The sequence below is a fragment of the Halorubrum sp. CGM4_25_10-8A genome (assembly GCF_005435025.1).
GTDB classification, from domain to species: domain Archaea; phylum Halobacteriota; class Halobacteria; order Halobacteriales; family Haloferacaceae; genus Halorubrum; species Halorubrum ezzemoulense.
In genome coordinates, this window is the sequence record NZ_SGTX01000001.1 from 261,022 (window position 1) to 282,675 (window position 21,654).

23 protein-coding genes are annotated in these 21,654 nt (G+C 69.2%); 5 read left to right on the forward strand and 18 right to left on the reverse strand.

Annotated features, from left to right (window positions below):
- Positions 1 to 22 precede the first annotated feature (22 nt).
- The 3 genes from EXE52_RS01335 to EXE52_RS01345 all read left to right on the forward strand — a co-directional run bounded on the left by EXE52_RS01335 (position 23) and on the right by EXE52_RS01345 (position 1,815).
- On the forward strand, positions 23 to 907 hold the full coding sequence (locus EXE52_RS01335; protein WP_089307817.1) for a metallophosphoesterase: 885 nt from the start codon (positions 23 to 25) through the stop codon (positions 905 to 907).
- Positions 908 to 981: 74 nt separating this feature from the next.
- On the forward strand, positions 982 to 1,335 hold the full coding sequence (locus tag EXE52_RS01340) for a MarR family transcriptional regulator (RefSeq protein WP_049930010.1): 354 nt from the start codon (positions 982 to 984) through the stop codon (positions 1,333 to 1,335).
- Positions 1,336 to 1,455: 120 nt separating this feature from the next.
- The gene (locus EXE52_RS01345; RefSeq protein ID WP_089307818.1) at positions 1,456 to 1,815 is read left to right on the forward strand and encodes a hypothetical protein; all 360 of its coding nucleotides are present in this window, start codon (positions 1,456 to 1,458) and stop codon (positions 1,813 to 1,815) included.
- A 24-nt stretch (positions 1,816 to 1,839) separates the two neighbouring features.
- Here EXE52_RS01345 and EXE52_RS01350 read toward each other — a convergent pair whose 3' ends face one another.
- From EXE52_RS01350 to EXE52_RS01415, 13 genes are all read right to left on the reverse strand, one after another.
- Entirely contained in the window at positions 1,840 to 3,654 is a 1,815-nt protein-coding gene (locus tag EXE52_RS01350) for a Na(+)/H(+) antiporter subunit D (RefSeq protein WP_089307819.1), read from the reverse strand.
- On the reverse strand, positions 3,654 to 5,333 hold the full coding sequence (locus EXE52_RS01355; RefSeq protein WP_086215349.1) for a cation:proton antiporter: 1,680 nt from the start codon (positions 5,331 to 5,333) through the stop codon (positions 3,654 to 3,656). Before EXE52_RS01355 ends, EXE52_RS01350 begins: the two co-directional genes overlap by 1 nt.
- Complete coding sequence (locus tag EXE52_RS01360) at positions 5,330 to 6,808, reverse strand: monovalent cation/H+ antiporter subunit D family protein (protein ID WP_089307820.1); 1,479 nt, start codon at positions 6,806 to 6,808, stop codon at positions 5,330 to 5,332. Before EXE52_RS01360 ends, EXE52_RS01355 begins: the two co-directional genes overlap by 4 nt.
- Positions 6,801 to 7,160, reverse strand: a complete 360-nt coding sequence (locus EXE52_RS01365) for a cation:proton antiporter subunit C (RefSeq protein WP_049930017.1) — start codon at positions 7,158 to 7,160, stop codon at positions 6,801 to 6,803. Before EXE52_RS01365 ends, EXE52_RS01360 begins: the two co-directional genes overlap by 8 nt.
- Positions 7,157 to 7,651: an MnhB domain-containing protein gene (locus tag EXE52_RS01370; protein ID WP_049930018.1), complete on the reverse strand. Its 495-nt coding sequence runs from the start codon at positions 7,649 to 7,651 to the stop codon at positions 7,157 to 7,159. The genes EXE52_RS01365 and EXE52_RS01370 overlap by 4 nt, the downstream gene beginning before the upstream one ends.
- Positions 7,648 to 8,187, reverse strand: coding sequence for a DUF4040 domain-containing protein (locus EXE52_RS01375; protein WP_049930020.1), 540 nt, complete (start codon positions 8,185 to 8,187; stop codon positions 7,648 to 7,650). The genes EXE52_RS01370 and EXE52_RS01375 overlap by 4 nt, the downstream gene beginning before the upstream one ends.
- Entirely contained in the window at positions 8,184 to 8,501 is a 318-nt protein-coding gene (gene mnhG, locus EXE52_RS01380) for a monovalent cation/H(+) antiporter subunit G (protein WP_049930022.1), read from the reverse strand. The genes EXE52_RS01375 and mnhG overlap by 4 nt, the downstream gene beginning before the upstream one ends.
- A complete protein-coding gene (locus EXE52_RS01385) occupies positions 8,498 to 8,773 on the reverse strand; it encodes a cation:proton antiporter (RefSeq protein ID WP_049930024.1) in 276 nt (91 codons plus the stop codon). The genes mnhG and EXE52_RS01385 overlap by 4 nt, the downstream gene beginning before the upstream one ends.
- On the reverse strand, positions 8,766 to 9,899 hold the full coding sequence (locus EXE52_RS01390; RefSeq protein ID WP_089307821.1) for a monovalent cation/H+ antiporter subunit E: 1,134 nt from the start codon (positions 9,897 to 9,899) through the stop codon (positions 8,766 to 8,768). Before EXE52_RS01390 ends, EXE52_RS01385 begins: the two co-directional genes overlap by 8 nt.
- Positions 9,900 to 9,983: 84 nt before the next feature.
- A complete protein-coding gene (gene coaBC / locus EXE52_RS01395; RefSeq protein ID WP_049930028.1) occupies positions 9,984 to 11,162 on the reverse strand; it encodes a bifunctional phosphopantothenoylcysteine decarboxylase/phosphopantothenate--cysteine ligase CoaBC in 1,179 nt (392 codons plus the stop codon).
- Positions 11,163 to 11,829: 667 nt separating this feature from the next.
- Positions 11,830 to 12,987 carry a DUF63 family protein gene (locus EXE52_RS01405; protein ID WP_089307823.1) on the reverse strand — a complete coding sequence of 386 codons (1,158 nt, stop codon included), beginning with the start codon at positions 12,985 to 12,987 and terminating at the stop codon, positions 11,830 to 11,832.
- 126 nt (positions 12,988 to 13,113) lie between these two features.
- Positions 13,114 to 13,563 (reverse strand): Lrp/AsnC family transcriptional regulator, encoded by a 450-nt coding sequence (locus EXE52_RS01410; protein ID WP_006113217.1) that lies wholly within the window; start codon positions 13,561 to 13,563, stop codon positions 13,114 to 13,116.
- A gap of 54 nt (positions 13,564 to 13,617) precedes the next feature.
- Positions 13,618 to 14,382, reverse strand: a complete 765-nt coding sequence (locus EXE52_RS01415) for a phosphopantothenate/pantothenate synthetase (protein WP_086216481.1) — start codon at positions 14,380 to 14,382, stop codon at positions 13,618 to 13,620.
- Between the two features lie 112 nt (positions 14,383 to 14,494).
- On the opposite strand from EXE52_RS01415, the gene EXE52_RS01420 reads away from it, so the two are divergent.
- On the forward strand, positions 14,495 to 14,731 hold the full coding sequence (locus tag EXE52_RS01420) for a hypothetical protein (RefSeq protein ID WP_049930038.1): 237 nt from the start codon (positions 14,495 to 14,497) through the stop codon (positions 14,729 to 14,731).
- Between the two features lie 57 nt (positions 14,732 to 14,788).
- Here the strand turns inward: EXE52_RS01420 and EXE52_RS01425 are convergent, their stop codons facing one another.
- A complete protein-coding gene (locus tag EXE52_RS01425) occupies positions 14,789 to 16,489 on the reverse strand; it encodes a methylmalonyl-CoA mutase (RefSeq protein WP_089307824.1) in 1,701 nt (566 codons plus the stop codon).
- Between the two features lie 112 nt (positions 16,490 to 16,601).
- Here EXE52_RS01425 and EXE52_RS01430 point away from each other — a divergent pair, with 112 nt between their 5' ends.
- Entirely contained in the window at positions 16,602 to 16,958 is a 357-nt protein-coding gene (locus tag EXE52_RS01430; protein WP_049930042.1) for a hypothetical protein, read from the forward strand.
- Between the two features lie 36 nt (positions 16,959 to 16,994).
- Here the strand turns inward: EXE52_RS01430 and EXE52_RS01435 are convergent, their stop codons facing one another.
- The 4 genes from EXE52_RS01435 to EXE52_RS01450 all read right to left on the reverse strand — a co-directional run bounded on the left by EXE52_RS01435 (position 16,995) and on the right by EXE52_RS01450 (position 21,605).
- Positions 16,995 to 18,689: a potassium transporter TrkG gene (locus EXE52_RS01435; RefSeq protein ID WP_089307825.1), complete on the reverse strand. Its 1,695-nt coding sequence runs from the start codon at positions 18,687 to 18,689 to the stop codon at positions 16,995 to 16,997.
- A 1-nt stretch (position 18,690) separates the two neighbouring features.
- The gene (locus EXE52_RS01440; protein ID WP_342764947.1) at positions 18,691 to 19,389 is read right to left on the reverse strand and encodes a TrkA family potassium uptake protein; all 699 of its coding nucleotides are present in this window, start codon (positions 19,387 to 19,389) and stop codon (positions 18,691 to 18,693) included.
- Between the two features lie 92 nt (positions 19,390 to 19,481).
- Complete coding sequence (locus EXE52_RS01445) at positions 19,482 to 19,922, reverse strand: universal stress protein (RefSeq protein WP_049930046.1); 441 nt, start codon at positions 19,920 to 19,922, stop codon at positions 19,482 to 19,484.
- A 114-nt stretch (positions 19,923 to 20,036) separates the two neighbouring features.
- Complete coding sequence (locus EXE52_RS01450; RefSeq protein ID WP_089307826.1) at positions 20,037 to 21,605, reverse strand: TrkH family potassium uptake protein; 1,569 nt, start codon at positions 21,603 to 21,605, stop codon at positions 20,037 to 20,039.
- Positions 21,606 to 21,654: the final 49 nt, after the last annotated feature.

A 21,654-nucleotide genomic window follows, 5' to 3' on the forward strand; every position in this document is an offset into this window, starting at 1 on the left:
CTCGGAGACAGACGTAGCGGTCATGCGGCTCCTCGTCTTCGGCGACCTCCACCTGAAGCCCGCGGCCGACGACTACGACCTCGCCGCGGTGTCGCCGCCGGCGGACGTCGACGCCGCGCTCGTCCTCGGCGACCTCACGCACCGCGCGGGCGACGACGATGCCGAGCTGGCCCGCCGGTTCATCGGGCGACTCGCGCCGGACGTGCCGGTCGTCTACGTCCCGGGGAACCACGACCCAGCGCCGATGCCGAGGGAAGTGGTCGACACCGCTCTCGGGGCCACCGCGGAGCACCTGAGCGCGCGGACGCTCGGGAACCTCACCGTGGTCGGGTGGGGCTGCGAGCGCCGGTCGCTCGCCCCGTCGCTCCCGCAGACCGACTTCGACGCGCTCGACCCGCGGACGGCCCCTCGCGAGGACCGGAGACACGCCGCCGACCGTCTCGCGGACGACCTGCTCGACGCGTGTCACCGCGTCGTCAGCGGAGCGGCGTCGACCGAGGAGGTCGCCGCGTCGCTGGGCATCGCGGACGAGGAGGCGGTCGCGTTCCACCGCGGAATGGCCGAAATCGAGACGACGTACGAGCGGCTTTCGGACCGCCTGCGGCGCCGTTCCGACGTGCTGCTCGCGACGCACGTGCCGCCGTTCGGTACGTCCTTCGATCGCCACCACGCGGTCGGTACGCGCGAGACGGACCGCGAGCACCTCCACACCGGGTCGATTGCGCTCGCCCTCGCGGTCCGAGACCACGACGTGTTCGCCGCGTTCAGCGGTCACTCGCACGCGTTCGGGTACGACCCCGGTGACGGCGACGGCGGTCGACCGCACCTGCTCAACCTCGGCTTCCGCGGCGTCGGCGTCGTGACTGTCGGCCCGGCGCGGGGAGAGTTCGCGTTCACGCGCTGGTGAGGCGGCGCTCGCGCGGGCTCGGGGCGGGCCGAGCGGAAGGCCAGTTTTAACCGATTCGGGAGGCGTGAGAGAGTATGAGCGCGTCTGAAATCGAGTCCGACCTGTCGGCGGACGAGCGCGCCGGTCTCGAACTCATCCGCGAGACCGGCGGCATCCACCAGAGCGACTTCTGGAAGGAACTCGATGTCTCGTCGCGGAAGGGGAGCCGCATCGCCGATGCGTTAGAGGAGTCGGGCCTGATCCAGCGGGAGGACACCGTCTACAACGGCCACAACACCTACTACCTGGAGCCTGCCCCGCGCGACCTCGACTTCTCGCTGCTTATGGCCGACGACATGCTCTCGCCGTTCATCGGCGAGGAGGAGGTCGACGCGCAGGCGGACGCCTTCTCGCAGTGGATGATGAACCTCGCGTACGAGGAGTACTGAGGCCGGCGGCGGGCGACTCTGCGCCGCCCCGCTTCGAATACGGTCCTGCCAGTTTCATCGACGTTCGCAGCCCACCGCTGCCCCGAGGGTTTTACTCGATCGGATCCGGATCGATCCCGTATGAACAGGGCCCTCCCGCTCGCACTCGGCGTCGGCGTCGTCTCCGCACTCGGTGTGTACGCGCTGGTCTCGTCGGTCCCGACCGCGCTCGGAACCGCCGCCGTCTACGTCGGCGCGGCGTACTTCTACTTCGCGTTCGACATCTCGCTGCTCGCCGCCGCACCGCGGTTCGACGACCGCAGCGACAGGCTCGGGTACGGCGTCGGCCTCTTCGGACTGAGCGTCACCCCGATCCTGTTCGCGCAGTCCGCCGGCGGCGGCGACGCGACGGTGTTCGGCTTCGTGATCGCGTTCTTCGGCGCGGTCGCCTTCCTCACCCTCAGCGAACAGGCGCGCCGCCGTCGCGGCGGCGGAGAATGAGGCCGCGGCGGCGCTTGGCTGCGGTCAGAGGAACAGGACTCCGAACAGTGCGATCCCGACCGCCAGCGTCAGTATCAGCACGCTGCGGCCGATCCCGGACTTGATCTCGACGTCGCTGCCGACGCGTCGGACGGCCGCCTGCGGGTCGGTGACCGTCCGGACGGTCGCCGTCGTGAGCCCGACGACGGCGCGGTCGACGGCGGCGTAAAGATCCGTGACGCCGACCACGAGCCCGCGGGTGCCGTAGAACACGGCGGGGTTGTACAGCGAGTCGACGTCCGGGACCCGCCCCAGCTTCGAGAGCGGCCTCTTGGTGAGCGCGAAGCCGATCAGGCCGAGGACGGCGAGGGCGACGCCTTCGATCAGGTGGTCGACGGTGTACGTCTTGTACACCTTCTCGACGACGGCCTCGCTCGTCACGTCGAACGGGAGGATCCCGAACAGTCCCACGTCGGCCGGGACGACCGCCGCGAGCGGCGAGGTGGGAACGAGGACGCCGTAAGCGACGCAGAGCACCGCCACCGCGCCCATCGCGACGCTCTGCCCCCGGTTGGCGTCCCGCACGTCGCCGTCGTAGCTCCCGTGGAAGAACGCGTAGTAGCCGAACTTGATGAACGACATGAACGTCCCGATCCCGCCGAGCAGGAGCAGCCATTCGAGCGTATGGAAGTCGCCGATCGGGAGCGGGCCCTTCGGGAAGGTGTAGTGGCTCCCGGAGATGATGATCCCCTTGCTGACGAAGCCGTTGAACCCGGGGAACCCCGCGATCGACAGCGCGGCGATCGTGAACGCGCCGGCGGTGACCGGCATGTCGCGGGCCAGCCCGCCCAGCTTCTTCAGGCTCTCCTCGCCGGTCCGGTAGACGACGACGCCGGCCGTCATGAAGAGCAGCCCCTTGTAGAGGATGTGGTTGAACACGTGGGCGAACGCGCCGGCCTGCGACAGGGCCGACCCGATGCCGACGCCGGCGATCATGTAGCCGACCTGCGACTGGATGTGGTACGAGAGCAGCCGCCGCATGTCGTTCTGGAACAGCGCGAACGTCGCCCCGAACACGGCCATCCCGCCGCCCATGTAGGCGATCGCGACGTGCCCGTCGGGGAACGCCCGGTACATCCCGTAGACGCCCGTCTTGGTCGTGAACACGCAGAGGAAGACGCTGGCGGCGATGTGCGGGCGCGGATACGTGTCGGGGAGCCACGCGTGGAGGCCGATGAACCCGACGTTGACGCCAATGCCGACGGCGGCGAGCGCGGCCGGGAGCCCTGCCACGATCCCCGCCGTCTCGGGGCCGCCCGGCACCGTGGCGAACAGGAAGGTTCCCTTCGCGACGTAGTTACCGAGTATCGCCGCCATCAGCAGCGTCCCGCCGAGGCCGTGGAGCAGCGCATACCGGAAGCCGGCCCGGACCGCCTCGCCGCGGTAGTGCCAGACGAGCAGCGTGCTGGTGACGGCCATCAGCTCCCAGAAGAACAGCAGCGTGAGCCAGTCGCCGGCGAACACCGCGCCGAAGCTCGTCGCGACGTAGGAGAACGCGAACGCGGTCTGAATGCTCTCGGCCTCGCTCGCGTACGAGTAGAGGACGGCGACGACGCCGATGATCCCGAATATCAGCCCCATGAGCCGCGAGAACTCGTCGACGTTGAGCAGGACGGCGTCGAAGCCGAGGAACGTGGCCTGGAGGTGCGCGCCCGCCGGGACGGTCCACGCCCAAGCCACCGCGACCCCGGACGCGGCGACGCCCAGCGCGTGCCCGACGCGGCGGGGCGTGAGGGCGATCAGCGCGGCGATGACGAGGAGGACCGGACCGGGCGGGAGGGCGGTGAGCGCGGCGGTCATCAGCCCATCACCCCCGGGAGCGAACCGACGACGGTCTCGATTATCCGGAGGAACACCGCCGTCCGCGGGACGACGCCGAGCAGGACCGAGAGGCTCGCGGCCGTCAGGATCGGCCCGAGCATGAACCACGTGCTCTCGGCGCCGCGCCAGCCACGAACGTCCCACCCGCCCGCCGGCGGGCCGCCGTGGTGGTCGTCGTGACCCTCGTGCGTCGCCGCCTCGTGGTCATCGCCGTGCGCTGCGGTCTCGCCAGCGCTCGCGTGCGTCGCGGCCTCGTGGCCGCCGTCGGCGCGGGGGCTCCCGCGGCCGCCGAGCGCCGCGGTCACGAGCGGCTTCTTGTCGTGCCCGTCCGGTGACTCGAAGTACGCCTGGTACACGATCGGCCAGAAGTACGCGATGTTGAGGACGCCGGACACCAGCAGCGCGCCGGCAAACACGAGGCCGCCGCCCTCCAGGGCGCCGATGACGATGTACCACTTGCTGACGAACCCGGCTATCAGCGGGATGCCGGCCATCCCCGCGGCTGCGACGGCGAACGCCGCCATCGTCAGCGGCATCCGGTCGCCGATGCCGGCCATGTCGCTGATGTCGTCCGTGTGGGTCTCGACGTGGATTGCGCCCGCACAGAAGAAGAGGGTGAGCTTCATGAACGCGTGCGCCGGGATGTGGAGCAGCCCGCCGACGAGCGCCTCGCCCTCCAGCAGCGCGAGCCCGAGGACGATGTACGACAGCTGGCTGATCGTCGAGTACGCCAGCCGCCGCTTGAGGTTGTCCTGCCGCAGTGCGATGACGCTCGCGGTCAGGAGCGTGATCGCGGCGACGACCGCGAGCGGCGCCGCCACGCCCAGCTCCGCCATCGTCTCCGTGCCGAACACGTCAAGCACGACGCGGGCGATGCCGAAGATGCCGCTCTTGACGACCGCGACCGCGTGGAGCAGCCCCGAGACCGGCGTCGGCGCGACCATCGCGTCGGGGAGCCACGAGTGGACCGGCATCAGCGCCGCCTTGACGCCGAACCCGCCGGCGAGGAGGCCGAACGCCACGCGCGCCAGCGTCGGGTCCGCGCCGGCGAGCGCCTCGATCCCGCCCGGCGTGAACGCCGTGGTGCCCGTCAGCACGTAGACGAGCGCGGTCCCGCCGAGCACGGCCACGCCGCCGCCGAAGGTGTACGTGAGGTACTTCCGGCCGGCCGCGCGGGCCTCGTCGGTCTCGTCGTGCGTGACCAGCGGGTACGTCGACACCGTCAGCAGCTCATAGAAGACGAACAGCGTGACGAGGTTCGCCCCGAACGCGACCCCGACGGCCGAGGCGAGGCTCGCGGCGAACGAGGCGAAGTAACGGGTCTGCGCGTGTTCGCTCAGTCCGCGCATGTACCCGATGGAGTAGAAGCTCGTGACGATCCACAGGAGGCTCGCGAGCAGCGCGAACAGGATCCCGAGGGGGTCCGCGCGGAGCACGAGCGAGATACCGTCGCCCAGCTCGCCGATCCGCGTGACGTAGGTGGTCCCCGAGAGGACGCCGGGGACCATGCTGGCGACGAGGGCGAACTTCGTCGCGGCGACGGTGAGGGTGACGCCCTCACGGACGTTCGGCCGCGATCGGAGCGAGAGGATGACGGGGATGGCCACGGCCGACACGAGCACGGCGAACAACGGTCGAAGGGAGGTGACGTCGGTCATTGGAGCATCAGCTCGAACACGGTCATGTCGATCAACTGGTCTATCACCGGGACGGCGGCCGCGAGTCCCACGGCGAGGACGGCGGCGACGACGACGGTCACGATCATGGCCGTCGAGACGCGCTCACCCCCGTCGGCGGCGACCGCCTCCGGCGCGATAGTTGCCTCGGCGAAGTAGAGCCGTTCGGCGAGCCGCGCGAAGTACGCCAGCGTCAGCAGCGTGCTCGCCAAGAGGACGGCGACCACCGGCCAGGACCCGGCGTTCACCGCGCCGAGGACGATGTACCACTTCCCCATGAACCCGACGGCCGGCGGAACGCCGACCATCGCGAGCGCCAGCAGCGTGAAGGCGCCGGTGGCGGCCGGCGCGCGACCGGCGATCCCGGCGTACCCGCCGACCGTCGTCGCGCCGGTCTTCCGCTCGATGATCCCGGTCGCGGCGAAGAGGCCGCCCTTCATCACCGCGTGCCCGACGAGGTGGACGGTCGCACCGACGACCGCCAGCGGCGTCGCGATCGCGAATCCGGCGATCACGAGGCCGAACTGCGACACCGACGAGTACGCCAGCATGCGCTGAACGTCGGACTGCGCGACGGCGAGGGCGCTCCCGGCGACGATGCTGACGCAGGCGACGGCGACCAGCGCCTGGCGCGCGATCGGAACCGCCTCGAGGAAGTCGACCGTGAACACGGAGAACAACACGCGCGCCAGGGCGTACGCGGAGACCGTGGAGACGAGCGCCGAGATGAACGCGCTCACGCTGTCCGGCGAGTCCGCGTACGCGTCGGGTTGCCAGGTGTGGATCGGGAACAGCGCGACCTTCACTAAGAGTCCGGCGACGATCAGGCCGAACGCGGTTAAGACGAGCGTCGAGTCGTATCCCGCGGCGGCGAGTTTGTCGCTGAGGTCCGCCATGTTCAGCGTGCCAGTGGCGGCGAGCGCGTAGCCGACGCCGAGCAGGTACAGCGACGCGCCGATGGTTCCGATGATGAGGTATTTCAGGGCCGCGACGGCGGACCGGGCTCCGGGGCCGCTCGCGACCAGCCCGTACGCCGCGAGCCCGGTGATCTCGAGGAAGACGTACAGGTTGAACACGTCGCCGGTCACGGTCATCCCGGACAGGCCGGCGACGAGGAGCAGGAACTGCGAGTAGAACGAGTTCTCGTGGGGGCCCGCGTGACGTGCGTACGCGAGTACGCCGAGCGAGACCGCGCTGATGAGGGCGACGAGCAGGATCGTCAGTCCGTCGGCGACGAGTTCGATCCCGTAGGGGGCGACGAACCCGCCGACCGCGTACCGAACGACCCCGTCGGTCCAGACGGTCCACGCGAGCGCGCCGGCCATCGCGGCGTGCCCAAGGGCTGTCGCCGTCGCGACCGCCCAGCCGACGCGGTCGTAGCGGAGACTGGCCAGCGGCGGGACCGCGGCGCCGAGGATCGGCAGGACGACCAACAGGACGATCAGGTGGTCAATCATGGTAGAGTTCCTCCAGGGTGTGCTCGTCGAGAGTGCCGTACTCGGAGTAGACGCGCACGACCAGTGCGAGCGCCACCGCGGTCAGGCTCACGCCGACGACGATGGCGGTCAGGATGAGCACGTGCGGCAGCGGGCTCACGTACGGGCCGGCGCCCTCGGTGACGACCGGGGGATTGCCGCCTGCGCGGTACGCGAGCGTGATGAAGAACAGGAAGATCCCGGTCTGGAACACGTTCATCCCGATCACCTTCTTCACGAGGTTCCTGGATTCGATCACGGTGTACAGCCCGATCCCGAGCAGCAGGACGACCGCGTAGTAGTTGTAGTGGGTCGTGAGTAAGTCGAGTGTCATGAGGAGTCCCCCTCGGCGACGCCGTCGAAGCCGGCCGCGAGCAGGAAGAATAGCCCGATCGCGACAGCGGCGACGATGGCGCCGATGCCGAGTTCGACGAGTTCGATTGCGTACTTGATCGCGTGGCCGAACAGCGCCTCGAACTCCGCGTACTGGAGGAACTGTCCGCCGAGCGCCATCGCGCCGAGACCGATCCCGACGAACGCGAACACGCCCCCGGAGGCCAGCGCGGAGACGACGCGGACGTCGAGCCACTGACGGGTCGAGTCGATGCCGTACGCGAAGGCGAGCATCATCACCACGGACCCGGCGATGACGCCGCCCTGGAACCCGCCGCCGGGCGAGTCGGCCCCGTGGAACATGATGAACAGCGCGAACGTGAGGATGAACGGGGCGACCAACCGGACGGTGGTCATGATGATTGTCGACTCGACGTACAGCCCGGGCCCCTCGTCGTCGCCCGCCGCCGGGTCCGCGTCGCCGGTGCTCATGCCACCACCTCGCGGCGCAGTACTGACAGCGTGACGACGACGGCGCTGAAGACGACCACGCCCTCGCCGAGCGTGTCGAAGCCGCGGTACGCGGCGAGGACGGCCGTCACGGCGTTTTTGACCTCGGTCTGGTCGTACGCGTTCTCGAGGTAGTACTGGGTCACCTCGCCGCCGACGACCGCCGAGTTCGGGTCGCCGATGGCCGGGAGCGCGGGGACCGTCGCGCCGACGAGCAGGACGAACCCGGCGACGAGCGCCGCCGTCTGCCACCCGATCGACTCGAACAGGCGGTCGACATCCGGCGAGGCGGTGTTCGACAGCGCCAGCAGGAACAGCACGGTCATGATGCCGGCGCCGACGGCCGCCTCCGTGAGCCCGACGTCGGGCGCCTGAAGCACGAGCCAGAGCACCGAGACGCCGAGACTGTACGCCGCGAACGCCATCACCGCCGCCAGCGTGTCCTTCAGCAGGGCCGCGCCGACTGCGCAGCCGAGGACGAACACCAGCAGCACGGCTTCGATCAGCGAGAGCGTCATGGCTCGTCACCCTCGTCGGCGGTCCACGGTTCGATTCCCTGGTCCTGCGCCGCGCGGGCGACGGCGTGTGCTGCCGTCGGGTTCGTGATGAACATGAACAACAGGAGGAAGACGGACTTCGCCGTCGAGAGCCCCGACTGGAGCGCGAGCGCGGCGGCGGCGATCGCGAGGATCGCCCCCAACGTGTCGCTCTTCGAGGCGGCATGCGAACGGGTGTAGACGTCCGGCAGTCGGACGAGGCCGACCGCGGCGACGCCGCCGAAGAAGGCCCCGGCGAGCGCGAGGGCGACGATGCCCCACTCGGTCGGCGTCACAGCACACCCCCGCGCTCGACGTTGAACTTCGAGAACGCTATCGACAGGAGGAAGTTCAGCAGGGCGTACACGAGCGCCACGTCGAGGAACGTCGACTGCTGGAACGCCGCGGCCACGAGCGTGATGGCGATGACGGTGTTCGTCCCGGCGACGTTCACCGCGATGACGCGGTCGTGGGTCGTCGGCCCGTCGTACACCCGGTACAGCGCGACGACGGCGAAGAGGACGAAGGCCGCCGCGATGGCCAGCAGCGCGGTCTCGAACTCAACCATCTCGTCCCTCCCCGGCGTCGCCGCGTTCGCGCGGCGTCGGGATCCGGGCTGCCGCGCGGCCGTAGAAGACGAACCGAACCGCGCGCTCTAACCCGCCGTCGAAGAGGTCCGCGCGCGAGTCGGCGGTCAGCGAGTGGATGTCGAACGAGCGCTCGGAGACGTTGACGGTCAAGGTTCCGGGCGTGAGGGTGATGCTGTTCGCGAGCGTCGTCACCGCGCCGTCGCCCCAGACCGCGGCGCGGAGCTGAACGACCTCCGGGTCGATCGGCATGTCGGGGTGGAGGACGACGTACGCGACCTGAAGGTTCGCGACTGCGATCTCCTTGACCAGGTACGGGGCGTACACCAGCAGTCGGGCCAGCCGGCGGAGCGTCACCCCGAGCGGCGCGGAGCGGTTCGCCACGACCGGCGCGAGGACGAGGGAGACGATCGACGCCGTCACGAAGCCGGTGAAGAAGTCGAGCGGCTTCCAGGCGCTCAGCGACATGTAAAACAGGTACGAGACGACGAAGACGGAGAGGTACTTCGACAGCGACGCCGCGCGGGCGAGCACCGCCCCCTCGGTCGGTCGGTCGACCGGCGCCGTCTCGACCGGCACGTCGCCGCGGGCCAGCTCCACCGACATCGGCTGGAGCATCGACGCGGTGCCGCCGGGCTTGTACTCCGGGTCGACGACGATCCGGTCGATACCTGCCGCGGCCGCGTACTCGAGGAGCGCGTCGGCGTAGTCGCCCGGGCTGAACAGGTACCGGTCGGTTCCGACGGTGTCGGTGACGACGGTGAGCCACCCGGGGGCATCGGCCGCACCGGCGGGCGCTTCGCCGTCCGCGTCCGCCTCGGACTCGCCCGCCGCGTCCGCCTCTCGGTCCTCCCGAGCGACGACCGTCCCCTCGGCCGTCTCCTCCTCGACCCAGAGGGCGACGCGTTCCAACTGTTCGCGGGCTGTGCCGAGCTCCGTCGGGGCGTCGGGGCTGACGGCCTGCGTCCGAGCCGCGAGGACCAAGTGAATCTCGACCGGCGCCGGGGCCGTCTCGGTCGCCGAGTCGACGACGTACGAGACAGTGTCTCGGAGGCTGTCCGAGTCGCCGACGGGAACGAGTATTCGGCGGGCGTCTGTGTCTGACATGTGTGAACTGTCTCTCACGTCTTCGTGCGAAAAACGCGAGACTATCCAGTGTGGCAAAACAATGGCAAAGTCAAAACTATTTCGTTATCCCACGGTTTCGCTCTCGGATCGCCCGAGGACGCCGGCGAGTTCGTCGGCGACACGGGCGCCGAGCCCGTCCTTATCACCGACGAACTCGCGGGTGTCCCCTCGGCCGACGAGCAGCGCCCGCGTCGCCTCCTCGCCCATCACGCTCGCGTCGTTGGCGACCACGAACGAGAGCCCCACGCGGTCGCGGATGCGCTCCGCTTCCGCCACCATCGCCGCGTCGTCGCCCGACGTCTCGGCCTTGAAGCCGACGATCGGGAGGTCGGGATACGCCTCGCGCACCGAGTCGATGAGCTTCGGCGTCGGCCTGAGATCGACCGACAGCGGCGATCCGGACCGGATCTTCTCGTCGACGGCGTCGGCGGTGAAATCCGAGATGGCGGCCGCGGACACCAGCGCGTCCGCGGTCGCGGCGGTCCGCCGACAGGCGTCCATCATCTCGTCGGCGGTCTCGACGGCGACCACGTCGGCGTAGGGGACCTCGGGGCCGTCCTGAACGAGCGTCACGCGCGCACCGCGGACGTAGCACGCCCGCGCCAGGGCGCGGCCCGTCTTCCCCGACGCGCGGTTCGTCAGGATGCGGATCGGGTCGATCCGCTCCTTCGTCGCGCCCGCGGTGACGACGATATGCGCGTCCGAGAGGGTCTGGGGCGTCGTCGCGCGGGCGACCTCCGTGACGATGTCTTCCTCGGCGGCGATCTTCGCTTTCCCCTCCTCGATACGCGGGTCCGCGAAGCGGATCCCCCACGACTCCAAGCGGTCGAGGGCGTCGAGGACGCCCGGGTGGTCGTACATCGGCTCGTGCATCGCCGGGGCCATCACGACCGGTACGTCCGCGCCGAGCGCGGTCGTCGCACAGGTCGTCACGGGCGTGTCGTCGACGGCCGCGGCGATCTTCCCCGCGGTGTTGGCGGTCGCGGGCGCGAGCAGGAGCACGTCGGCCCACCCCTCCCGGCCGCATAACTCGACGTGTTCGACGCTGCCGGTGATCTCCGTGACGACCGGCTCGTCGGTCGCGAAGTCGACCGCCCACGGGTGGACGATGTTCGTCGCCGCCGGGGACATGACGGCGCGGACGCTCGCGCCGTGGCGGCGCAGTTCGTGCGCGAGTTCGACGACCTTCACCGCCGCGATGCTCCCCGAGACGCCGAGCGCGACGTTGACCCCGTCCAGCATTACCGAGACCGTTCCCCCCGCGACGGCTTATAAGATGCCGTTGCGGAGCGACCCGAGTGACCGATCGCGACGTGGTGTCCCGAGATTCATTCATAAACATGCGGTGCGGTGGCGCGTGCCTGCGAGCGGCCGCCCCCGGCGGCCGCGAGACAGGACGCGCGAGGGAGTCCGTGGTCCGGAGCGAAGCGGAGGACCACCGACAGGGCGAGAGCCCCGCTCTCGCTTACAACCGGACGTCGTCCGGTGACGAGGCTGGGGAGGCGTGAGGCGCGGTTGCTGTGCGGGCGGGGCTTTGGAGGAGTCCGCCACTGATCCGCGGTTAGCCATCTATAAATGAGCGAGTGAGCCTTCGGGAACGATCGCCTCGTGAGTGGACCCGAATTACTCTACATCGGTGTTGTAATACCCGAACAGGAAAACGACAAACCCGAATATCAGCCAGAATAGCAGGCTCGGATTCAAGAAAACGTCCGGTAAAAATTCCTCGGAGGATATAATCGTATACCAAATGGGGACGCTAATAATCAGACCGAGACTTCCGAGAAGCATAATTCTGGCGTGCCCGTTCATTGTGTCAAATTCGGTTTCCGACTGCCAGTAATCCGATCTCGGGATAAACGAGCGGATCTGCGAGCGTCCTGAACTACGGGGATTAACCGCCCGCCATTTAAACCCCGAACGTCGCGCGCAGCATGTCCCGCGTCCCGGGGCCCAGTCCGACGGCCAGCACGGTAATCAACAACAGCAGCGTGTAGCGCGGCGACTCCGCCTTCATCTCGCCGTTGAACACCCAGACGACGAACGTCGCGGCCGCCAGCTTCACGAGGAGGAACGGCCACGCGTCGCCGGTGACGGCGAGGATCGAATCGGGGAGCAGCCGCCCGGTCCAATCGACGATGAGCGCGTTGACGACGTGTTTCGGGACGAGGTTCGCGGTGCCGGTCAGTGCGGGCATCCAGTTGAGCCCGATTACGTTCGCGACGCCGTCGACCGCGTGTCCCCAGATGATCACGACCCCCGCCGCACCGGTCCCCTGTCGGATCGTCGGAATCTGGCGCGTCGCGAGCGCCCACGTGCCCGCGGTCGCGGCGGTCGCAACGGCGAGCGTCGGGACGAGCACCTGCGGGTAGAACGTGACGTAGCCGGTCGTGGCCGCGAGGTACGCGAGGTAGCCGACCGCGAGCGCGAGCCCCGCGGCGCCCGACCCGAACAGCGGGCGCGCGTAGTCGTCGACGGCGCCGCGCCGTTCGAGCCCGTACGCCGCGAGGACGCACGCCAGCGTGAACAGGAACACGGTGAAGTAGATGAACGGGCTGATCAACACCGCGCTCGCCGGGAACGGGATCAGCGGCTCGGCGCCGGCGGCGGTCGCCGCGACCCCCGCGTCCTCGACCGTCCGCATCGCCCCGCCGAACAGCATGAACGGGAACAGCGCGTAGAAGAACCGAAGCTCCGTCGCGATGTCGAGCCGGCGGAGGAGGAAGACGACGCCGACCAGCATCGCCAACAGGATCACGACGTAGCTCACCGTCGAGAGGGTGGTGTACCCCGGAGCGGCGACGACCTCGCCGGCGCTCCGCGCCGACTGGCACGCCGCGCTGCTGCCGAGCAGCTCCGTGGTGCCGCCCGCCTCGCGGACGGCGCACTGCGCGCCCTCGCCGTCCGCGACCACCGGTCCCCAGAAGTAGCGCCAGAGGAACCGGTCGTAGACGACACGCGGGAAGACGACCGACCCGATCGCCAAAAGCGCCGTGACCCCCCCGACGACTGCCGCCCACGCGCGCTCCGGGGACAGGTCGAGCCCGTCCGCGACAGCTGTGCTCATGGTCACCGTTCGGAGAGGTCCCGAGTTGAGCGTTCCGGTCCCGGACGGCCGGAGGCGGGCGCGAACGAGCGACCGGGGGCCGACACGACCGAGCGGTCCCGACGACTGTCCCCGCCCCGGGTCGAGTTATAACGGCGGTCCGGGCTGCTCGTAGTCGGTGCCGAGGATCACCATCGTCTGCGAGCGCGAGAATCCCTCGGTCTCCGCGATCCGTTCGAACATCAGCTCCCGGAGCCGGTCGGTGTCGGCCGCGACGACGCGGAGGATGACGTCCCACTCGCCGGTGGTGAGGTGTATCTCGCGCACGCCGTCGATTCCCCGGAGCCGTTCGAGCGCGTCCTCCTCGCGGCCCTGTTCGACTCGCAGGCCGACGAAGGCGCCGACGCCGTGACCGACCGCCTTCGGGTCGATGTCGGCGTGATACCCGCGGATGACGCCCGCCTCTTCGAGGCGGCTGACCCGGTCGTGGACGGTGGCGCTGGACATGTCGATCCGGCGTGCGACCTCCGAGAACGGGGTCCGCGCGTCCTCCTGGAGGATCCGCAGGATCGCCCGGTCCGTCTCGTCGAGTTCCATACTCCCGCTAGGAGCGGCGGAGGCTTTTGCCTTCCGGCGAGGGTTGTGCCCGGACTACGCCCCGTCCCCGTCGGCGAACGACCCCTCGCGGATCGCCGCCTCGGCGGCGTCGAGGGCCGCATCCGCGTCGAACTCGTCGGCGATCCGCTCCAGTTCGGCTGGCGTCGCGTCCGCGAGGTCGCGCGCGTGAGCGGCGACGTTCGGCACCGCGCGCAGCAGGTTGTCGATTATCGGCACGTCGGCGGTCTGCGGCGAGCGGCTTCCCGGATTGAGATCGATCACGATCTCCGTCTTTCCCATCGCGTCGAGCGCGGCGGCGCGGTCGCCGTCCTCCAGCGGGACCACGACGGCGTCGGCCGCCTCGATCCCGTCGGCGTCGACGACGCCGCGGGCGTGGTCGAGCCCGGGGATCTCGCCGTCGCCGGCGAGCCCCTTCACCTCGTCGGCGCCGTGCTCCCGGAGGTGGTCAGCGATCCGCCGGACGCGCTCGTCGGTGTGGTTGAACAGGTTCACCTCCAAGTCCGCGTCGACCGCCTCCGCGAGGTCGACCGTCTCCGCCGGCGCGAGCGCCGCGACGTTCCCGTTCACCGAGATCACGGGCCGCTCCGCGAGCAGGAGCGTCGCGGCAGCGGCGCGCGCGGCCGCGTCGGCGCTCGGGAGCGTGCGCTCGCCGAGGAGGTAGTCGAACGCCTCGCCGCGCCCCTGCGCGATCAGCCCCTGCTTCGAGGTGATCCCTTGCTCGACGCCCGCCTCGATCCGGTGGCGCGTCACGAGCGACGCGTACCGCGGGTGGTCCTCGGGGATCTCCGTCTCCGTCATACGCGAGCGAGGCGACGCGCCGATTAAAGTGGACCGTTCGCGGCCGTCGCGTGCGGTCGGCGCGTCCACACGCACAACTGTTAACATAAACCACGGCGTAGCTCGGGACGGGATGGACCGCACTGGCAAGTACACTGTCGTCGACGCGTGCAACGACCACGGGGCGATCACGCTCCGCGAGTACCCGCGCAACGGGACGCTGTACGTCGTCGAGTACGACGACCCCGACGTGGAGGCCGAGCTGTCCGCGCTCGACGCCGGCTCGGTCGTCGAACTCGACCTCAGGCGGGCGGGCCGCCGGGGCAACGCGTGGTGCGCGGAGTCCGCGCGACCGGTCGAGACGGCGTAGCGAGCGACCGGTCGGGACGGCGCAGCGCAGTCGGTCCGACTCCCTCGGTTTTTCGCGTCAGGCGACGCCGATCCGCTCGCGGTACGTGCCGTGTTCCTCCTCGAACACCGCCATTATCTCGCCCATCGTCGCGTACGCCTTCACCGCCGCGACGATCTCGGGCATGGCGTTCTCCCCGGCCTCGACGGCGTCGTGGAGGTCGTCGAGCGCGCTCTCGACCGCGTCGTCGTCGCGTTCGGCCTTCACCGATTCGAGCCGATCGAGCTGTCGCTCGCGGGTTGTCTCGTCGACCTTCAGCAGGTCCGGCCGCGTGTCCTCGTCGATCTCGTAGGCGTTGACGCCGACGACCGTCTCGTCGCCCTCGTCGACGCGCTCCTGGTACTCGTAGGCCGACTCCTGGATCTCGCGGTGGAAGTACCCCTGCTCGATCCCCCGGAGGACGCCGTCGCGTACGGAGCCGTCGCCCATCTCTTTGATCTCCTCGATGTACTCCATCGCTGCCGCCTCCGTCTCGTCGGTGAGCGACTCGACCGCGAACGAGCCCCCGAGCGGGTCGACGATGTCGGCCGCGCCGGACTCCTCGGCGATGATCTGCTGGGTCCGGAGCGCGACGCGGACCGCCTGCTCGGAGGGGAGCGCGAGCGCCTCGTCGAACGAGTTGGTGTGGAGGCTCTGCGTGCCGCCCAGCACGCCCGCGAGCGCCTGGATCGTGACGCGCGCGACGTTGTTGAGCGGCTGTTGGGCCGTCAGCGACTGCCCGGCGGTCTGGGTGTGGAACTTCAGCTGTTTCGACGCCTCGGCCTCGGCGCCGTACCACTCATCCATCACCGTCGCGTAGATCCGGCGCGCCGCGCGGAACTTCGCGACCTCCTCGAAGAGGGAGTTGTGCGAGTTGAAGAAGAAGGAGAGCTGAGGGGCGAACTCGTCGACGTCGAGCCCGCGGTCGAGGCACGCCTCGACGTAGGCGAAGCCGTCGGCGAGGGTGAAGGCGAGCTCCTGGACCGCGGTCGACCCCGCCTCGCGGATGTGGTACCCCGACACCGAGATGGGTTTGAACTTCGGCGTCTCCGCGACGGCGAACTCGATCGTGTCCGTCACCAGCTCGAGCGACGGCGCCGGCGGGACCACCCACTCCTTCTGCGCGATGAACTCCTTGAGCATGTCGTTCTGGAGGGTCCCCCGGAGCTTCTCGCGCGGGACTCCGCGCTGGTCGGCGAGCGCGACGTACATCGCGTAGATCACCGGGGCGCTCGGGTTGATAGTAAACGAGGTGGACACCTCCGCGAGGTCGATGCCGTCGAACAGCACCTCCATGTCGCGGAGCGTGTCGACCGCGACGCCCTCCTTGCCCACCTCGCCGAGCGACATCTTGTCGTCGGAGTCGATCCCCATCAGCGAGGGCATGTCGAACGCGGTCGAGAGCCCGGTCTGCCCCTCGTCTATCAGGTAGTGGAACCGCTCGTTCGTCTCCTCCGCGGTGCCGAACCCCGCGAACTGCCGCATCGTCCACGTGCGCCCGCGGTACATCGTCGGGTAGACCCCGCGGGTGTACGGCGGCTCGCCCGGGAAGCCGAGGTCCTCCTCGTAGTCGAGGTCGGCGACGTCGTCGGGCGTGTAGATGCGGTCGACCTCGCGGTTCGACACGGTCGCGAACCGCTCGCTCCGCTCCCCGTGGCGGTCGAGCGTCGGGTCGAGCGTTTCCGCCTCCCACGACGCCTTCGCCTCGCGGATCTGGGAGAGCTCCTCGTCGTCGTACATACCGCCCGTTACCCGCCGGTCGCGTATAAATATTCATTATATTTTGGAAGGACCCGGCGCCCTCCCGACCCCCCACGGATCCATTATATGGGACCGAGTCGAAGTGCCGGCTATGACAGATGCCGCCGAGCGCCCGACGCCGCCCGAAGGACTCCCGCCGAAGCTCGTTGCGGAGCTGCGCGAGTGTACGCCGGGAGAGCTCCGGAAGGCCATCGTCCACGCGCAGGAACTGCTCCACTTCCACGGGGAGGCGGAACTCCCGATCGACCCGGAGGACAACGACGACATCCTCCGCGTCACCGAGCACGACGGCTACACCGAGGTGGTGAAGCAGTTCCGCTGCGCCGACGGCTGCGACGACTGCCCACACGGGCCCTACCTCTACCACGTCACGGAGGAGCCGCATCCGGACGGGACCAGCAAGGTACACTGGTCGTTCATGGGGACGGTTCACGAGCGAGAGGTGTGAGCGAGACGAGCTACGACGTCGAGAGAGAGTCGGCCGTCAGGGGTTCAGCCCCCAGATCCCGGCCCGGACGAACACCAGCACCGGGATAATCTCCAACCGGCCGATCCACATGTTCAGGACGAACATCCCCTCGGCGGCCGGCGACATCGAGGGCCCCGTGATCCCCGTCGAGAGGCCGACGTTCCCCTGCGCGCTCGCGACCTCGAACAGCGCGTCGGCGTAGCCGAACTCCGGCCCGGCGACGTTGACGAGGACGAGGCTGCCGGCGACGAGCGCGAGGAGCCACAGCAGGGTGACGATGGCCGCCTCGCCGAACTCGCGCTCCATCGCCTCGCGGTCCAGCGTTCGGTCGCCCAGCCGCGCGGTGACGACCGCGTTCTTCGGGAGGAACACGCGTGAGAACTGCCAGACGATGCCCCGGGCGACCGTGTACCCGCGGACGATCTTGATACCGCCGACGGTCGACCCCGCCGCGCCGCCGAGCGTCATCGCGCCGACGACCAACACCTTCGCGCCGGCGACCCAGCGGCCGATCGGTGCGGACTGGAAGCCGGTACACGTGAGCGCGCTGATCCACTGGAACGTCGAGTCCCGAACGGCGTCGAGCTGCGCCCAGTCGAGGGGAGACGCGGAGAGCGGGAAGAACGATCCCGTCGAGAACGCGCTCGACGCTATCTCGGCGGACGCGACGTTCTGTACCGAGAGCACGACGACGCCCGCGCCCAGCAGCGTGAACAGCCACCTCGTCTGGAGGTCTGCGGCCAGTTCGCGCACGTTCCGGTCGCTGAGCACGACGTAGTGGACCGGGAACGCGATCGCGCCGAGCACCATGATCGGCAGCAGCGTCGCCTCAACTAGCGGGGAGCCGTACGTCGCGATCGAGTTGTCCGTGACGGAGAACCCGCCGGTCGTGAGCCCGGTCATCGCGTGGTTGAGCGCCTGCCACGCCGTCTCGCCGAGCGAGAGCGACTCGGCGTACGCGCTCTCGCTCGCCCGGATCGCGACGAACAGCGCCGCGAAGGCCAACAGCGTGTACGCCACCACGAGCTTCCAGACCGTCCGGACCGTCGAGACGACGCTCGGGTGGATCTTCCGCTCGCGCGCCTCGCTGCGGTAGAGGGCGTAGCTCCCGCTGCCGGGACGCGAGAGAATCGAGACCGTGAGGACGATGACGCCCACCCCGCCGACCCACTGGATGAACGAGCGCCACCACTGCACCGCCCGCGGCAGCGACGGCTCGTGGACGGCCATCGTCAGCCCGCTCCCGGTCCACCCGCTCATGCTCTCGAAGAAGGCGTGGAGCGGGTCGCGGAAGTACGCGAGACTGGAGAGGGTCGTCGTCCCGCCGACCCCGATCGGCTCCCACGAGGCGGTGTCCGCGGCCGTCGGAACGAACGCGTCCATCGCGGCCGCTGGCGTCGTCCACGCCGTGAGGAACAGCGGCAGGCCGCCGAAGAGGGCGACCATGAGCCAGCCGCCGGCCGCGATCACCATCCCGTGTTTCATTTTCGGCTCCGGGGCGTCGGCGAACCGCCTGTTCGCGGCGCCGCCGACGAGCGCCGTCACCCCGCCCGCGAGGAGGAAGCCGAGCGCCGCGTGGAGCTCTCCGAACCCGAGCGCGACGACCACCGTGACGGTCATCAGCCCGGCCTCCATCAGGAGGAGCGAGCCGATGTCCCGGGCGATGACGCCGAGATCGGTTGGGAATCGGTTGCCGTTCCGGTCGGGCATCTCAGTCGCGATCCTCCGCGTGCCCGAACACGTCGGTCACCTCGGCGGTCGCGCCGACGCCGGAGTACACGGTGAGCATGTCGCCTTCGTGAATGCGGGTCTCCCCGCGCGGCGTTATCGGGGCCTCCGATCTGTCGCGCTCGACGGCGACGATCAGCGTCTGGCCGCCGATGAGGTCCGCCTCGTCCGCCTCGCGGAGCGTCTTCCCGGCGATCGGGGCGTCTCCTCCCACGGTGATCTCGAACACCTCCGCCTCCTCGCCGATGTGCATGAAGTCGACGACCGACGGCCGGCTCACCGCCCGGTAGAGGTACTCCGCGATCAGGCTCTGGGGGTTCTGCATCGTGTTGACGCCGATCTGCTCGAACACGCTCATGTGCTCGGGGTTGTGGACGACCGAGACGATGTTCGGGACCGACAGCTCCTGGGCCAGCAGACAGACCATGATGTTCGTCGCGTCCTGATCCGTCGTCGATATGAGCGCGTCGGCCCGTTCGGCCCCGGCGTCTTGGAGGGTCTCCTTCGAGGTCGCGTCGTCGTTAAGGACGAGGCAGTCGTACTGCCGCGACGCCCGCTCCGCCCGTTCCTCGTCACGCTCGATGACGACGACCTCGTTGCCGCTGTCGGTCGCGAGGTCGACGAGCGGGGTCCCGATGTCGCCCGCGCCCACGACGATCACGTACATACGACACGTGTTCAAAAAGGATCGACGAAAACCTACCGTTCCCCGACACAACGGAGCGATCGGACGCCGCGGCACGAGCGGTCGCGGCGGACCGGGAGGCGGCCGACTCAGTCGGCCGCTCCCCCGCGCGGAAGCGCGACCACGGGCACGTGCGACTCAGTCACGAGTTCGAGCGAGACATCGCCCGAGAGGAACCGGAACAGGCGGTTGCCGCCGCGAGAGCGATAGCCGATCGCGCTCGCGCCGACCTCGTCGACGGCGTCGAAGATCGCACCGGCGATGTCGCGAGCGTACGCGGTGTGGTCGCCGGCGTCCGGGAACACGCGCCGGACCGCGGCGTACGACTCCTCGGCGAGTTCCTCCGACTGTTCGACGGGCGTCTTGTCCGGGACGCCCTCGCCCTTCTCGACCACGTGGAGCGCGGTCACGCGCTCCGGGTCGTACGGTTCGAGCGCCCGCGCCGTCGCCAGCGCGTCCTCCTCGTTCGCGACCGGGAGGAGGACGTGGCCGAGGAGATTCTGCCCGTCGGGATCGGCTGTACTCGTCATACGAACACCGATACTCCGGTCGGTTAAGAAGATACGTACTCCGAACCTCGGTTGGCCCGATAGCAGGCACCTCGCTAGGGACGTATCGGGACCCATTCGGGTCCGAGACGGTCCTCACCGACCGTCCACGGCCGAGATGAACACGGCCAGCACCGGGACGATCTCCAGCCGACCGACCCACATCAGGAAGATCATCAGCAGCTTCGACGTGTCCGGGAAGAACAGGTAGCTTCCGAACGGCCCGAGGCGACCGAACCCGGGGCCGATGTTTCCGATCGTCGCGAGCGACGCGCTCGTCGACTCCAACATCGTCAGCTGGACGCCGATCCGGCTCGCGTCGAGGGACAGGAACACCGCCGAGACGCCGAACAGGACGAGGTACAGGATGGTGAACGCCATGATGCCGCGGATCGCGTCCTCGTCGACGACGTTCCCGCTGAGGCGGACCGGCCGGACGACGTCGGGGTGGGCGGAGGTGAACAGCTCGCGCCGGATCGCCTTTCCGACGATCAGCCACCGTACGATCTTGACGCCGCCGCCGGTCGAGCCGGCGGAACCGCCGATGAACATCGCGAACATGAGGAGAATCTGTGCGTCGGCGTTCCACTGCGCGAAGTCGGCGGTGGCGTACCCCGTCGAGTTCAGCAGCGACGCGATCTGGAACGCCGCCTGCCGGAGCGAGTTCTCGGCGACCCCCTGGGTCGCCCCGCCGAGCTCGATCGGCGGCGCCGCGCCGCGGAACAGCAACACCGCGAGCACGGCGGTCACGACCGCGACGGCCCCGGCGTACGCGCGGAACTCCGCGTTCTTCACCATCGTCTCGACCTCGCCGCGTAGCACGTGCCAGAACAGCGCGAAGTTGACGCCGGCGACGAGCATGAAGGGGATGACGACCCACTGGACGACGGCCGAGAACGCCGCGACGCTGTCGGCCTTCGGGGAGAACCCGCCCGTCGGGAGGGTCGTAAACCCGTGCGCGATCGCGTTGAACAGGTTCATTTTCGGCGCCATCCCGGCGAGGTGGAGCCCGTACAGGATCGCGATGTACACCACGGTGAACCCGAAGTAGATGAGCCAGAGCGCCCGCGCGGTCTCGGCTATCTTCGGGGTGAGCTTCTGTAGCTCCGGCCCGGGCGCCTCCGACTCCATCAGTTGGGCGCCGTTGACGGCGACCTCGGGGAGGATCGCGATCATCAGGACGATGATCCCCATCCCGCCGAGCCACTGCGTCAGCTGCCGCCACATCAGCACGGCGTGCGAGTGCCGGTCGGTGCTGATCTCACCGAGGACGGTCGCACCGGTCGTGGTGAACCCGCTCATCGACTCGAACAGCGCGTTGGCGATCGACTCCGTGAACGCGCCGACGGACCCGGTCTGGAGACCGATCGTCGACGCGGTCCCGTAGCCGGCTATCAGGTACGGGATAGTGCCGATGACCGCCGCCGCGATCCACGCGAGCGAGACGAACAGCAGCGCCTCGCGGGGACCGAGATCCGGGTCGGGGTCGACTCGCTCGACCGCGAAGCCGAGCCCCGCGACGATCGCCATGGAGACCAGAAAGACCCAGATGTCTTCGCCGTACACGAGCGCCACCACCAGAGGAACAAGCAGCGTGACGGCGAGGTACTTGATGCCGACGCCGAGAAGCCCGACACTCGCCTTCCAGTTGACGCCCCAAGACATGATACTCGAACGGTATGGCGGTCGCCCGTTCGCTGTATTAAACTGTCGA